At 30.0% G+C, this 14,773-nt stretch carries 14 protein-coding genes; 9 read left to right on the top strand and 5 right to left on the bottom strand.

Going from position 1 to position 14,773, the window contains the following annotated elements; all coding sequences use genetic code 11:
- Window positions 1–7: 7 nt before the first annotated feature.
- The 5 genes from L8T90_RS07145 to ccoG form a co-directional block, all read right to left on the bottom strand.
- Window positions 8–1,450 (bottom strand): efflux transporter outer membrane subunit, encoded by a 1,443-nt coding sequence (locus L8T90_RS07145; RefSeq protein WP_263737100.1) that lies wholly within the window; start codon window positions 1,448–1,450, stop codon window positions 8–10.
- A complete protein-coding gene (locus tag L8T90_RS07140; protein ID WP_263737099.1) occupies window positions 1,443–4,565 on the bottom strand; it encodes an efflux RND transporter permease subunit in 3,123 nt (1,040 codons plus the stop codon). The genes L8T90_RS07145 and L8T90_RS07140 overlap by 8 nt, the downstream gene beginning before the upstream one ends.
- Window positions 4,565–5,662 carry an efflux RND transporter periplasmic adaptor subunit gene (locus L8T90_RS07135; RefSeq protein WP_263737098.1) on the bottom strand — a complete coding sequence of 366 codons (1,098 nt, stop codon included), beginning with the start codon at window positions 5,660–5,662 and terminating at the stop codon, window positions 4,565–4,567. Before L8T90_RS07135 ends, L8T90_RS07140 begins: the two co-directional genes overlap by 1 nt.
- 81 nt (window positions 5,663–5,743) lie before the next feature.
- Window positions 5,744–6,370, bottom strand: coding sequence for a TetR/AcrR family transcriptional regulator (locus tag L8T90_RS07130; protein WP_263682807.1), 627 nt, complete (start codon window positions 6,368–6,370; stop codon window positions 5,744–5,746).
- Window positions 6,367–7,743, bottom strand: coding sequence for a cytochrome c oxidase accessory protein CcoG (gene ccoG / locus L8T90_RS07125; protein ID WP_263737097.1), 1,377 nt, complete (start codon window positions 7,741–7,743; stop codon window positions 6,367–6,369). Before ccoG ends, L8T90_RS07130 begins: the two co-directional genes overlap by 4 nt.
- A 184-nt stretch (window positions 7,744–7,927) precedes the next feature.
- On the opposite strand from ccoG, the gene rpsU reads away from it, so the two are divergent.
- The 9 genes from rpsU (at window position 7,928) to L8T90_RS07080 (ending at window position 14,753) form a co-directional block, all read left to right on the top strand.
- Window positions 7,928–8,140 (top strand): 30S ribosomal protein S21, encoded by a 213-nt coding sequence (rpsU, locus tag L8T90_RS07120; RefSeq protein WP_002780697.1) that lies wholly within the window; start codon window positions 7,928–7,930, stop codon window positions 8,138–8,140.
- A 42-nt stretch (window positions 8,141–8,182) separates the two neighbouring features.
- Entirely contained in the window at window positions 8,183–8,788 is a 606-nt protein-coding gene (locus L8T90_RS07115) for a LysE family transporter (RefSeq protein WP_263682805.1), read from the top strand.
- Between the two features lie 72 nt (window positions 8,789–8,860).
- Entirely contained in the window at window positions 8,861–9,478 is a 618-nt protein-coding gene (locus tag L8T90_RS07110; protein ID WP_263737096.1) for a UPF0323 family lipoprotein, read from the top strand.
- Between the two features lie 9 nt (window positions 9,479–9,487).
- Entirely contained in the window at window positions 9,488–10,660 is a 1,173-nt protein-coding gene (locus L8T90_RS07105; RefSeq protein ID WP_039629230.1) for a glutathionylspermidine synthase family protein, read from the top strand.
- Window positions 10,660–11,592 (top strand): D-2-hydroxyacid dehydrogenase, encoded by a 933-nt coding sequence (locus L8T90_RS07100; protein WP_263737095.1) that lies wholly within the window; start codon window positions 10,660–10,662, stop codon window positions 11,590–11,592. The genes L8T90_RS07105 and L8T90_RS07100 overlap by 1 nt, the downstream gene beginning before the upstream one ends.
- Window positions 11,582–12,073 (top strand): YajQ family cyclic di-GMP-binding protein, encoded by a 492-nt coding sequence (locus L8T90_RS07095; RefSeq protein ID WP_263737094.1) that lies wholly within the window; start codon window positions 11,582–11,584, stop codon window positions 12,071–12,073. Before L8T90_RS07100 ends, L8T90_RS07095 begins: the two co-directional genes overlap by 11 nt.
- On the top strand, window positions 12,070–12,549 hold the full coding sequence (locus tag L8T90_RS07090) for a hypothetical protein (protein ID WP_263708988.1): 480 nt from the start codon (window positions 12,070–12,072) through the stop codon (window positions 12,547–12,549). Before L8T90_RS07095 ends, L8T90_RS07090 begins: the two co-directional genes overlap by 4 nt.
- 8 nt (window positions 12,550–12,557) lie before the next feature.
- On the top strand, window positions 12,558–14,270 hold the full coding sequence (locus L8T90_RS07085; RefSeq protein WP_263737093.1) for an ATP-binding protein: 1,713 nt from the start codon (window positions 12,558–12,560) through the stop codon (window positions 14,268–14,270).
- Between the two features lie 63 nt (window positions 14,271–14,333).
- Window positions 14,334–14,753, top strand: coding sequence for a PepSY-like domain-containing protein (locus L8T90_RS07080; RefSeq protein WP_263702374.1), 420 nt, complete (start codon window positions 14,334–14,336; stop codon window positions 14,751–14,753).
- Window positions 14,754–14,773: the final 20 nt, after the last annotated feature.

The raw sequence follows: 14,773 nt of genomic DNA, 5'->3' as shown, positions 1-14,773 counted from the left end.
TAAAGACTTAGTTGTTATAAAAGTTTTCCTTTAAGTTTTCTTTCATAGCTTTGATGTTTTCTTTTGACTCTTCTTTAGCGTTAAATCCTCCACCAAAAGCTTTCATAACATCTACAATGGAATTTGCAAGCTCATAAGATGAATTAGTATAAGAAAGTTTAGCATTTAAGTAATTTCTTTGATCTTGTAAAAAATCGGCCAAGTTAATCACACCATTTTCATATCTTAAAGTAGAAATTTCATAAATTTTACTTTGAGCTAGAAATAAATTTTTATAATTTTGCTCATTTTCATAATAGCTTTGGCGGTTAAATAAAGCAAGTCTTATTTCCCCAAAGGCTGTTTTTAAGGTATTTTCATATTGTAAAAATGCTTCATCTTTGGTAAGTTTTGCAATATTAACATTATTCATAATCTCACCCCAATGAAAAATCGGCATTGCAAAATTTCCAGCTACATTCCAAGTATTGCTTCCATGTTTGACTAAAAGATCTAAATCATTACTTTGAAAGCCCAAAAGTCCTGTTAAAGAAAGGTTTGGTAAAAATGCAGTTCTAGCTACTCCAACAAGATAGTTTTTTTCTTCTAAAGTTTTTAAACTTGCTTGCACATCAGGTCTTTGAAGTAAAATTTCACTGCCAATGCCCTCAGGTATGCTAAGCTCGTATTGTCCTATTTTTTTATACTCTATGCTATTATAAAGTATATCATCAATATCATTTGAAGTTAAGATTTTTAAAGCTTTGGTGTTAGCTTCTTTTTGAATTTTAGCATTTGTGAGTAAAACTCTTGAATTTTCAAGCTCAGCTTTAAATTTGTTAAGCTCATACTCACTAATTACTCCAAGTTTAAAATGCTCTAATTTTAACTCATAAGTTTTTTGATAACTTTGGGTTGTTTCTTCTAAAATTTTTACTTGCTCGCTTAAGCTTGCTAGATTAAAATAAGTTTTTACTACATTAGAAATTAAGCTTAATCTCGCACTTTCATAGTCAAACTCACTAGCTTGTAATTTTGTTTTTGAAGCACCATAAGTATCTCTGTATTTGCCCCATAAATCTACTTCATAGCTTAAATTTAAACCCATGTTAAAATCATTACCATAGACAAATTCATTACTTTTGTTGCTTGGAGCATTAATGCTAGTTTTTCCTCTTGCTCCACTAGCACTTCCATCAAGCTTAGGAAGCAAATCACTTCTTGCTATACCTAAAGTTTCATAAGCTTTTTGTAAATTCATATATGCAATTTGCAAGTCGTTATTGTTTTTTAAAGCTTGATCGACTAAGGTGTTTAAATAATTATCATCAAAAGCTTTCCACCATTGTTTATTAATGCTAATGTTTTGATCTAAACTTTTAGTGTAATTTACATCTTTGATTTCTAAATTTGGTTTTAAACTGCAAGCTGTTATTAAAAAACAACTTGCAAAAATTATTAACTTACGCATTGATTTTACCTCTTTTTTTATCAAGCCATTTATTAAAACTTTCTAGCAAATAGAAAAATAAAGGTACAAAGAAAATGGCTATAGTAGAAGCTGCTATCATACCCCCTATAACACCTGTGCCTATTGCATGACGGCTTGCACTTCCTGCTCCATAAGCAAAGTATAAAGGTAGAATACCACAAATAAATGCTAATGAAGTCATTACAATAGGTCTAAATCTTAATTTTGCTGCACTAATAGAAGCTTCAAAAATACTTTTTCCTTTTTTAAGGTGTTCTTCCATGGCAAACTCAACAATCAAAATGGCGTTTTTAGCTGAAAGACCTATTAAAAGTAAAAGCCCTGTTTGAAAATATATATCATTTTCTAAGCCTCTGAGCCATACAAGAAGTAAAGAACCAAATACCGCAAAAGGTACAGCAGTGATTACCGCTAAAGGCATGAGCCATCTTTCATACTGTGCTGCTAGAATTAAAAATACAAATAAAAGTCCTAGTGCAAAAGCTACTTGACCTGCACCACTACTTGTGACTTCTTGATAAGCTGAACCTGCCCAGGCAATAGAATAATCCTCTCCCAAAGTTTCTTTAGCAACTTGAGCAATAGCATCAATTGCTTGTCCTGAAGTATAACCAGGAGCAGGATCGCCTTGCACTAGTGCTGATGGGAACATATTAAAGCGTTTTACATCATCAGGTCCAACCCCTCTATGAAGTGTTAAAACGCTATCTAAGGCTATCATAGAACCATCTTTTGCTCTAACAAAGATGTTTTTTAAGGCATTTTGTGTATTTCTAAAATCTCCAATGGCACTAATATTTACACGATAATTTTTCCCAAGCATAGAAAAATCATTTACATAATAAGTTCCTATAGTAGCATTTAGTGTACTAAATACATCAGCTAAATTTAAACCATAAAGTTTTACTTTATCACGATCAATTTCTAATTTTAATTGTGGGAAATTAGTATCAAGCGTTGTTCTTACGTTGTTAAGCTCAGGACGTTTGTTTGCTGCTTCAACTAATTTATTTACATCTGCTTGAATTTCATCATAGCTTTTACCACCACGATTTTGTGCATACATTTCAAAACCACCAGTTAAACTTAATCCTTGGATTGGCGGTGGATTAACAAAGAAAGTTTGGAAATTTGGATTTAAAAAGTATTGTTTGTTATACATTCCTGTTAAATCAAAACTACTAGTATCTCTATCATTCCAATCTTTTAAATTCACAAACATTGCACCGGCATTTTCTTTTAAAGAGCCTGTGAAAAGATCATAACCTATAAGACCTACAATATTTGTTATGTTTTCATTTTTGCGTAGTTCTTCTGCCATAGCATCCATGGATTGAGTAGTTCTATTAAGAGAAGATGCTGCTGGTAGATTAACAATAGTTAAAAAATTTCCTTGATCTTCAGCTGGAACAAGTGAGTTTGGTACTAATTTAAATAATCCATATAAACCACCTATTAAAAGAAAAAATATTATAACAAAACGTACAGTTCTTTTAAGTATATAAGCTACTCCGGCTCCAAAAACTTCAGTAGACCAATCAAAAATATCATTAAATTTTTTCACAAAATAAAATGGTTCACCCTCATTTCTTCTTAAAAAAATCGCACACAAAGAAGGAGTTAGAGTTAAAGCCACAAAACCTGAAATTGTAACTGAAATTGCCAGAGTTATAGCAAATTGTCTTTGAATTTCTCCCACAAAGCCAGATATAAATGAAACAGGTATAAATACTGCACAAAGTACAAGAACAATAGATACAACAGGTGCAGCAACTTCATCCATGGCTTTAATAGCTGCTTCTTTTATGCTTATATTTGGATCTTCATGCATGATTCTATCGATATTTTCAACCACAATAATCGCATCATCAACAACAATACCAATGGCCAAAACTAAAGCAAAAAGTGTAAGTAAGTTAATGCTAAAGCCTAAGACATATAATCCTGCAAAAGTTCCTAAAATAGAAACAGGCACAGCAATCATAGGTATGATAGTTGAACGGAAATTTTTTAAGAATAAATACATTACAATCACAACTAAAATAAGTGCTTCAAAAAAAGTTTTTACCACTTCTTTAATAGAAGCTTTAATAAATATAGTTGTATCATAAGGCACTTTATAAGCTAAGCCCTCAGGAAAACTTTTAGAAAGTTCTTCAAATTTTTTCTGTACCAATTCAGCTGTACTTACTGCATTTGCTCCAGTTTGTAAGAAAATCAAAATAGGAGTTGCATCATTTCCATTTAATCTACCATTGAATGTATATTCTCTTGAGCCCAAAGAAACTTCAGCCACATCTTTAAGTCTTAAAAAAGAGCCATCGCTATTTGCTCTTATGATAATATCTTCAAATTCTTTGGTGTTTTTTAACCTTCCTTGCATAGTTACTGAATACACATAAGGAGATCTTTCTACTACAGGCTCTTGACCTATCTTACCAGTAGCATATTGAGCATTTTGCTCACTAACTGCAGCGATAACATCAGTTGCAGTAACTTGGTATTTGTTTAATAAATCAGGATTAAGCCAAATTCTCATAGAATAATTTCTTGAGCCAATAGCTACAGCATTACCCACACCAGGAACCCTAGCAAGATCATCTAAGATATTTAATGCAGCGTAATTATATACTTCAAGTGAATCCATAGAACCATCAGGAGAATACAAAGTAGCAACTTCTAAAATGCTTGAACCAGTTTTTCTTACACTAACGCCAGTTTTTTTAACATCTTCAGGTAGTTTTGCCATAGCAGCTGAAATTCTATTATTAACATCAACTGTTGCTTGGTCAGGATCTGTACCTATGTTAAAATACACACTTAAGCTCATATCGCCTGAAGAGCTTGAAGTTGAATCCATATAAATCATATTTTCAACCCCATTGATTGCGTCTTCAAGAGGAATAGCCACTGTTTGAGCCACTGTTTGAGCATCAGCGCCTGAGTAATTTGCACTTACTTTTACAACGGGTGGAGTTAGAGAAGGGTATTGTTCTACAGGTAAAGAATAAAGCCCTATAATCCCTGCTAAAGAAATGATAATAGCTACAACAGAAGCAAATACAGGTCTTTCTATAAAAAATTTAGAAAACATTATTTATTCTCCATTACGCTAACGCTTGCACCAGGTCGGATTTTTTTGAAGTTATTTAAAATCACTTTATCGCCATTTTTTAAGCCCTTGTCGATGATTGCTTTATCAGAAGTTTGATAGATAACATTAACAATAGTTTTAACTACTTTTCCATCTACTAAGGTATAAACATAAGTAGCGCTATCATCTTGTAAAAGTGCAGCTTGAGGAATTTCAAAACCATCTTTTTGAACAAAACCACCAACACGAACATTTGCAAAAGAACCAGGCATTAAGCTTGAGTTATTATTATCAAAAATAGCCTTTGCTTTTACTCCACCACTACGAGTGTCTATAACGCTATCTATAAAATACAATTTTCCATTGAAAAGCTCACTACCAACATTAGCTTGCACTTGGATATTTTCTAATTGCCAGTTGCCACTTTGAATATTTTTATTCATATTGATTTTATCTACATCAGAAATATAAAAGTCTGCAAAGATTGGGTTAATGTTTGTAATGCGTACAAGCTCAGTTGATGAAGCATTTACATAATCACCCACATCCATTAGCGCATCTCCTAAAATCCCATCAAATGGAGCGCTTACCACGGTGTATTTTAAGTCTAATCTTGCATTGGCAAGCTTTGCTCTAGCACTTTCTAAATTAGCCTTGGTAGAATTAAATTTAGCCAAACTTGCATCAAATTCTTTTTGTGAAATAGCATTTTTTTCTATTAGAATTTGATCTCTTTTGAAATTTTTTTCAGCATCATCAAAATTTGCTCTTGCGACTAAAGCATCTCCATAAGCCATATTTACAGTTGCTTGGTATTTATCAGGCTCTATAAGAAAAAGCTTATCGCCTTTTTTAACAGCTTGGCCACTTTTGAAATATTTTGCTTTGATTTCACCGCTTACTTTAGGCTTGATCACCACATCTAACTCAGTGCTTAATCTTGCAGGATAAGTAAATTCTAAAGGTAAATTAGCACTTTGCATAGTCATAATACTTACAGGTTGAGGAGGGAGTTGTTTAACTTGTGCATTTTTATTATCTGAGCATGCTACAAATATCAGCGAGGCACAAGCTAGAGTTAAAAGTTTTGTTTTCATTGGTTTCCTTAAATTATTTATTTAGCTAAAAAAGTAATTTATATTACAAAAATGTATGATTGTTATTCTATCAATCTTTGGTTAATTAAAATTAACAATTCCTTGAGTAAAAAGCTTAACAACTTTTTTTGCATGATTTTGTTGCTCTTTTTTACTCATTAAAACCTTATTTTCAAAAGTACTTTGTATAAAAAAGGTTCCCCTAAGCATAGCACAAAATGTATAGCTTAAAAATTCAGCATTTTTGGCTAAATTTTCATTATTTTCTTCTTCAAATCTTTTTTGAAGAACATATTCTACTTCTTTTCTATTGCTTCCTTTAAACCACTTCCCAAAATCAAATTTTTCATTATAAATTTCAGAATATAAAAGCCTTACTATAGCTATGGTTTTAGCGTCATTAAAAATTCCCAAATAAGCTTTAGCAAATTGATATAAAAATTCTTCTAAATTAGCATTGGGTGAAAGTTGCATATTTTTTTTCAAAATAGCTAGAAAATGATTTTCTGCAAAATCATTTAAAACCGCTTCAAATAAACCTTCTTTACTTTTAAAATGCTCATATACACAAGAAAATGAACCACCAGCTTGCTTGATAATATCTTTAAGATTAGTTGCTTCGTAGCCGTTTTCTAAAAACGACTCCGCAGCAATTTGTTTGATTTTTTCAAGCCTTGCTTGAGATTTTGAAGAAAGTTTTTTTATCATTGGTGTTTTTTGTGCTCTATAATTGAGTTTTTAGGATAGACAAAATTACTTTCTCTTGTGATTATGATATTTTTATCATCAAGTGCATATGCTTTAATAGTTAAAGGTATTACGGTATCTTTTCTATCATTATCAGCTAGTTTTTTAGTAGCTTTTAGTACAACTATTTGTTTATCTTTTTCTCCAGCTTTTAATTTAAAAGGTTTTTTTGGTCTAATGATTTCTAAACCATCATCAATACCTTGTAATTTCACATCAAAATAATAATCATGTGCTTTATTATCAGTGTTTTGGAATAAAAATACATAAGCATTGCTAATAATTAATTCTCCATCATGTGCTTTTCTAATTTGATAAAGCTCACTAGAGCGATTAATATTTAAAAGCATATTTTCTTTTTTGCTTCCCATTAAAACTAAGGCTGCAAAAACACCACATAAAACTACTAAATATCCGATAGTTCTAAATCTAAAATATTTTACCTTCTCTCTTGTTTCAATAGCTTTTGCACTAGTCCAATTAATCAAACTAGGGCGATCAAATTTAGCTTGAATTTTCGAGCAAGCATCAGCACATTCAAGACAATTAATACACTCAAGTTGCATTCCTTGGCGTATATCTATATGTGTAGGGCAAATTTTTACACAGGCTTCACATCCTATGCATTCACCTTGTGGTGGTTTTTGATAAAGTTTAGTATGCCCATCATAAATCACTCCACCTCTTTTATCATCATAAATGACTTGAACGGTATTATTGTCAAACATTACAGATTGAATTCTTGCATAAGGGCATACATAAACACAAAATTTTTCACCCAAATACACTATATCAAAAGTAAAGGCCAAAGAAGCACAAAATAAAATTCCCAAAAGCAATAAATGATCAGCAGGATTTTGAATATATACAAAAAAATCTTCAGGTGGTACAAAATACCATAAAAATGTACTCATCATTAATAGAGAAAAAAGATAAAAAATCACAATGCTTAAAGCTTTTTTGATAAAAAATCCATCGACTTGTTTTTGTTTGTTTGCTGTGCTTTTGTGTATTTTAAATATTTTTGTTTGCAATAAATCTCTATAAATAACCCTAGCAATGGTTTGAGGACAACTCCATGCACACCAAATTCTTCCTGCTAAGGTAGTAACAAAAAGTATGGTTAAAAACATACCCATAATAAGAAATGGCATTAAATAAAGCTCTTGGGTATCAAAAGCTATAAAAAATAAATTAAGTTTTTTATGATCAAAACTTAATAAAAAGAAATGATTTCCATTGATTTTGATAAAAGGCAAAGCAATGAAAATAACCATGGAAACGATATAAGCTATATATCTTTTCTTAGTATAATTAGTGACACAGGCACTCATTTTGATTTCCTTGTAAAATATTTTTTTAATTGTAATACTAGAAAAATTAAACCAAACTTTGTCTTAATTAAGAATTTATGTTTAATTTTTATTTATGTAATTATTACAAAAATAAATTTTATTTTCAAGTAAAATTATGGTATAATCAAAACTTTCAAATTTCTAACGAAAGGTGGTGAGGGTCGTGCCAGGAATCAAGGTACATCCTAACGAGTCTTTTGATGAAGCGTATAGAAAATTCAAAAAACAAGTAGATAGAAATCTAGTTGTTACTGAAGTTCGCGCAAGAAGATTTTTTGAGCCTATGACTGAAATTCGCAAAAAACAAAAAATTTCAGCACGCAAAAAAATGCTTAAAAGACTTTATATGCTTAGACGCTACGAGTCAAGACTCTAATACCAAAAAGCCGAATTTTCGGCTTTTCTTCGATTATTTTTTATGTTTCTTTGGATTTTAATCATTCATTTTTTTGGACTTATTTTACCAGGACCTGATTTTTTCTTAGTAAGTTCTTGTGCTTTAAGAGAAGGTATTAAAAGTGCTTTAAAAGCAAGTTTGGGTGTGAGTTTAGCCATGAGTGTGTGGATTATACTTTCTATACTTGGCTTGAGTGTGATTTTTCATCAATTTCCATTTTTGCAAATCGTTTTATCAAGCTTTGGAGCTTGCTATCTTTTGTATTTATCTTATGGGATTTATAAAAATACAAAAATAGGTAATATAAAAGTTCAAAAAACTCATATATCTGCATTTTTAAGTGGCGTTATAACAAATTTATCAAATCCAAAAGTTATTTTTTATTTTGCTAGTGTTTTTGCAAGTTTTGATTTTGCTCAAATGCGATGGATGTTGATAGTATTAGTGTTTGTTTTGATCTTAGAAACCATAATTTACTTTTCTTTGATTTCTTTATTATTTTCAAAACCTTTCATGGTAAGAATTTATCAAAAGAATTTAAAACTTATTGATTATTTAAGTGCTTTTATATTTTTTGCTTTTGCTGTATTTATTTTAAGTAGTAATTTAATGATTATGATAAATTAAAGCAATTAATTTTTATTAATACTTTTTTTGTTAAAATCTTATTAAGTTAAACTTATAAATTTAGGAAAGATTATGAAACATATAAAAACTATACTTAAGCTTAGTATGATAAGCGGTATTGCTGCTATAAGTGGCGGTGCTTTAAGTGCGTGTAGCAACAATACAAATGATTCTAATAATGCATTAAGCCAAGCAGCAAATACTCAAGGTGCTTTTGTTATCATTGAAGAAACCGCTCCAAATCAATACAAAATCAAAGATCAATTTCCAAGTGATGAAACTAGGGTGGTTTTAAAACAACTTGATGGCACAGAAAGAGTTTTAAGCAAAGAAGAAATGGATAAATTAATCCAAGAAGAAGCTGCTAAAATAGACAATGGTACTTCAAATTTAACAAATCCAAACAATGCTCAAATGAGCAGTGGAGGGCTTTCTTTAGGCGAAACATTGCTTGCAAGTGCAGCTGGTGCTATACTTGGTAGCTGGATAGGTTCAAAGCTTTTTAATAATCAAAATTTTGCAAATCAACAAAGAGGAGCATTTTCAAATCAAAGTGCTTATCAAAGAAGTGTAAATAGTTTTAATAAAGCAAGTACAAGTGCACCTTCAGGCTCAAGTGCGAAAAAATCAGGCTTTTTTGGTGGTGGCTCTAAGGCTACCTCAAGTTCTTCTAACTCTTTTGGATCTTAAGGGTAAAAAATGAATTTTTTAAAAGTAAATCCTTTAGAAAAATCATATTTAGATCAAATTGGCTTTTCATGGCATACAGATAATGATGGAAGTGATTATTTAGATTCTAATTTAGTTTGCGTGAGGGAAAATGAAGCAAATGCATATTATGAAGCAGTGAATGAGCTTTATGATATGTTTGTGGCTGCTGCACAAGAAGTGATTGATAATGATCGTTTTGATGAGCTTGGAATTCCTTTTAATTTGGTTGATGCGATTAAGATGAGTTGGGAAAATGATGTGCATTGGCATTTATATGGCAGATTTGACTTAGCAGGTGGACTTGATGGTAAACCTATAAAGCTAATAGAATTTAATGCTGATACTCCAACATCTTTATTTGAAAGTGCTATTTTACAATGGGCTATTTTAAAGCAAAATAACCTAGATGAAAGCTCGCAATTTAATAATATATATGAAGCCTTAAAAGATAATTTTAAAAGACTTATCACTTTAGAAGAAGATGTAAGTGAGTTTGAAAAATATTATGAAGGTTGGAAGATATTATTTTCTTCAATTGCAGGCAGTGATGAGGATATGATCACAACCAAACTTTTAGCACACATTGCTAGTGAAGCAGGTTTTGAGAGTGAGTTTTCTTTTATAGATGAAGTAGAATTTTCGCCCGAAGGTGTTTTTAAAAATGATGTAAATTTTGAGTATTTTTTCAAACTCATTCCTTGGGAGAGTATAGCCATAGAAGAGGGTGAGCTTGCTATGCTTTTAACGCAAATCATGCAAAATCAAAAAGCAATCATTTTAAATCCTGCTTATACTTTACTTTTTCAAAGTAAAGGTATAATGAAAATTTTATGGGAGCTTTATCCAAATCATCCTTTATTGCTTGAAACAAGTGATCAACCTTTAGTGGGTAAAAAATGTGTTAAAAAACCTGTTTTTGGTAGAGAAGGAGCCAATGTTTCTATTATAGAAGCTAATGGAGATGTAAGTTTTGAAACAAAGGGAGATTATCAAAATAATCGCTTTGTATATCAAGAATTTGCTGAGTTTAATAAAAATGAAAATGATTATTACCAAGCAGGGGTTTTCTTTGCTTATGAGGGTTGTGGATTAGGTTTTAGAAAAGGTGGTTTGGTACTTGATAATTATTCTAAATTTGTAGGACATATAGTAAAAGATTAATGAAGATAGTATGCTTAGATGCTGCCACCTTAGGTGGAGCGGATTTAACGGCTTTTGAAAGTCTTGGTGAGTTTATAAGTTATGATTTAACTTCTAAAGATGAGGTTATTGCAAGAATAGCTAATGCACAAGTTGTGATGATAAATAAAATCATCATTGATAAAGAAGTGATAGATAACACTAATTTAAAGCTTATTTTACAACTTGGTACAGGGGTAAATAATATAGATGTGGCTTATGCAAATTCTAAAGGTATAGTGGTAAAAAATGCCGCTAGTTATTCTACAAAAAGTGTTTTAAGCCATACCTTTGCCTTGCTTTTTGCTTTTTTAAATCAAATTCCATATTATGATAAATGGAGCAAAGAAGGCAAATGGTGTGAGAGTAAAATGTTTTGTGATTTTAGCAAGACCTTGCATACTTTAACCGGTAAAAAACATGGTATTATAGGACTTGGAGCTATAGGTAAGGAAGTAGCTAAGGTTTCTCAAATGTTTGGTTCTAAAATTTGTTATTATTCTACCTCAGGGACTAATAATAATGATGAATATGAAAAAGTAAGCCTTGAAGAGCTTTTAAAAACTTGTGATGTAATTAGCATACATGCGCCTTTGAATGATAAGACAAAAAATTTATTAAGTAAAAAAGAACTAATGCTTTTAAAAGATGAGGCTATCTTGATTAATGTAGGACGTGGTGGAATCATTAATGAAGCAGATTTAGCTCAAGTTATGAATGAGAAAAATATCAAAGTAGGACTTGATGTGCTTGAAATAGAACCTATGATTAAAAATCATCCTTTGCTTAGTATAAAAAATAAAGAAAATTTAATCATTACTCCACATGTTGCATGGGCAAGTGAAGAATCCATACAAAATTTAGTCCAAATTGTATTTAATAATCTTAAGGAGTTTATGGAAAATGGCAAGTGAACATAGTTTTGATATTAGCGGGGAAATTGACAAGCAAGAGTTAAAAAATGCTTTAGAACAAGCTAAAAAAGAGCTTGATAGTAGATATGATTTAAAAGGCATTAAAAGTGAAATAGAGTTAAATGAAAAAGAAAGTGTTTATAAGCTTACTTGCTCTAGCGAAGCAAAGCTTGAAGTGTTAAAAGATATTGTTATTTCAAAGCTTATTAAAAGAGGGATAAACCCTAATGGTATTAAAGAGTTAAGCAGGGAAAGTGGGGCAAATTTTAGACTGAATTTAAAAGTTAATGATGCTATTGATGCTGATAGTGCTAAGAAGATTAACAAAGCTATAAAAGATAGTAAGCTAAAGGTAGCTTCAAGCATTAGAGGTAATGAAATTCGCGTAGTTGGTAAGCAAATTGATGACTTGCAAAGCGTGATGAAAATAGTAAAAGAACTCAATTTAGAACTTAATCTTAGTTTTAAAAACCTTAAATGAAAACTTTACTTCAAATAGTTTTTTTGTGTTTTGTGTGTGTTTTTTTAAGCTCTTGTGCTTTAAAAAGCAAAACACAAGCACAAAGTGCTTATGTTATTTTAAAAACTCCAGAGTTTAAATTTGCTGATTATGGTTTTTTATATGAGGGAAAAAATTTTACAAGTTTAGAGCTTTATAGCGCCTCTAAAGCCTTACTTGAATTAAAAATTAGCGATAAAATTTGTGTTAATGGCATATGCTATGCAAAAACTTTTTTTAATAACAGATTTTTTAATAATGAATATTATGATGATTTTTTACAAGATCTAATCTACAAAAGACCTATTTTTTATGGAAAAAATAAACAAACTACTTCTTGTGGTTTTACTCAAAAGATTGTAAGTAAAAATTATGATATTTTTTATGAGGTTTGTGATAAAAATATGAGTTTTAATGATAAAAAATCCAAAATCAAATTTAGCATAAAGTCAATATAAAGGAAAATATGAAAGATTTAAAACTTTTTCTTAATGATACTTTTAAAAGCAATATTTATAAAAACTTACAATGCAGTGAAGATGAAATTTTAATCTTAAAGCATTTATGCAAAAATTATTTGCAGGCAAATGCAAGTACTAATGCTTATAATCTTCTTAGCGAAGTTTTTAAAAATGATGAGTATGAGTATTTAGATCATTTAAAAGATCTTAAAAATCTTATAGAAAAAGGTTTTATTGTTCAAATTTTTTCTGATTTTAAAGCAAGTAAAAACTCAAGCTTGCTTTTAAATTTGCTACAATGTGAGTTAAGTTTAAGTGAAGTTTTCTTGCAAGTCTTAGAAAATAAAACCATACAAGATTATATGCAAGATCAAATTTATGAAGATCATATTGCATATTTAAAAGATGAATTTTTTAAAATCGAGCTTTATCAAAGATTGCGTTTTTTTGCTAAAAGTTCTCAAAGCAAAAATATTAAAAAAGATATAACTATATTTGAAGCATACATTAAAGAGCGTTTAAATAAAAGTAAAATTTCTAATGTTTTAGCAGAGATTTTTAAAGAATATGCTTTAAATGATAAAGAATGCTTGATATTTATTAGTTTGTTAAAAGAAGAGTATTTGCTAAATACTGAAAATTCTTATAGTAGAGATTTTAATTTTTTGCTTCATTTAATTAGCGAGGATGAGGCTCAAAAACAAGAAAACAAAGCTTTATTGGAAGAAGATTCTAAGCTACTTAGTTCAAATCTTTTAGAATATGATGAATTTGTTAATTCTTTGGGTGATATAGCTAAGATTTTTTATTTAAGTGATGATATTTTACAAAGAATTATTAATTTTAAAGAACCAAAGAAAAATAAAAAAATTAAACTTCAAAATTTGGTTAAAGAGCAAGATATTTTTGAGTTAATCGAGCCAAATATCAATATAGATGATGTTATTATGCCCCAAAGTACTAAAGATTTATTAGAAAGCATATTAAAACAACAAGATAAAAAGGTTTTAGAAAGATTAAATAAATGGGGTATAAAAACTAATAAAAATATAGAAGCTAAGATAATTTTCTATGGCCCTGCTGGTACGGGTAAGACTATGAGTGCATTAAGCATGGCAAAAGCTATGAAAAAATCCATTTTGAGTTTTGATTGCTCGAAAATTTTAAGTAAATATGTGGGCGAGAGTGAACAAAATGTAAGAAAGATTTTTGATACTTATAAAGAGCTTTGTCAAACAAGTAAGCAAAGCCCTATTTTACTTTTAAATGAGGCGGATCAGTTTTTAAGTACTAGAGTAGAAAGCAGTGGCGGTGCTGATAAAATGCATAATCAAATGCAAAATATTTTTTTGGAACAAATCGAGCGCTTTAGTGGAGTTATCATAGCAACAACTAACTTTTTAGAAAGTTTAGATGTGGCTTTTTCAAGAAGATTTGAGTATAAAATTGAATTTAAAAAGCCAAATTACGAACAACGCTTAATGATATGGCAAAAAGCTTTACCTAAAAATGCTAAATTTGAAGGTGGTTTTGATTTAAAAAAATTAGCCTCATATGAATTAAGTGGAGCTCAAATTGTAATGGTGGTTAAAAATACGGCTTTAAAAGCGGCTATTTCTAAAGATGGTGTTTTTAAAATGAGTGATTTTTTACACACCATAGAAAAAGAAATAGAATCTTCATTTGATAAAAATAAGATAGTTGGCTTTAAAAATTAAAATTCACACAAATTTCACAAGCAAACAATATCATTCTTTCAACTTTTATTTAAAGGAGAAAAAATGAAAATGAAATTAATGTTGGCTAGTTTGGTTTGTGCAAGTTCTATGTTTGCAGATATGATTGTTAGTCCAAGTGCTTTACCTCAAAAGGCTCAAGAGTTTTTAAACACTCATTTTAAAGGCGTAAATGTAGGTTATGTAAAACAAGACGTGGATTCTTACGAAGTAAATTTGGTTGATGGAACAGAAATTGATTTTATCATTAATGGAGACTGGAAAGAAGTTGATGGTAAATACAAAGGCATTCCAACAGGATTTATCCCAAAAGAAGTTGTTGCAAAAGTGCAAGCAGCGCAACCAAATGCAGCTATTGTAGAAGTAGATAAAAGAATTAATGGTTATAAATTCAGAACAAATAATATGATGGAAATTTATACAGATTTTAAAGGTAATATTTTAGGTCAAAAATTTGATGATTAATCACTTAATCCTTTCAACAA

This window comes from Campylobacter sp. RKI_CA19_01121, from assembly GCF_025771295.1.
Lineage (GTDB): Bacteria > Campylobacterota > Campylobacteria > Campylobacterales > Campylobacteraceae > Campylobacter_D.
This window is presented reverse-complemented; position numbering and strand designations above follow the sequence as displayed.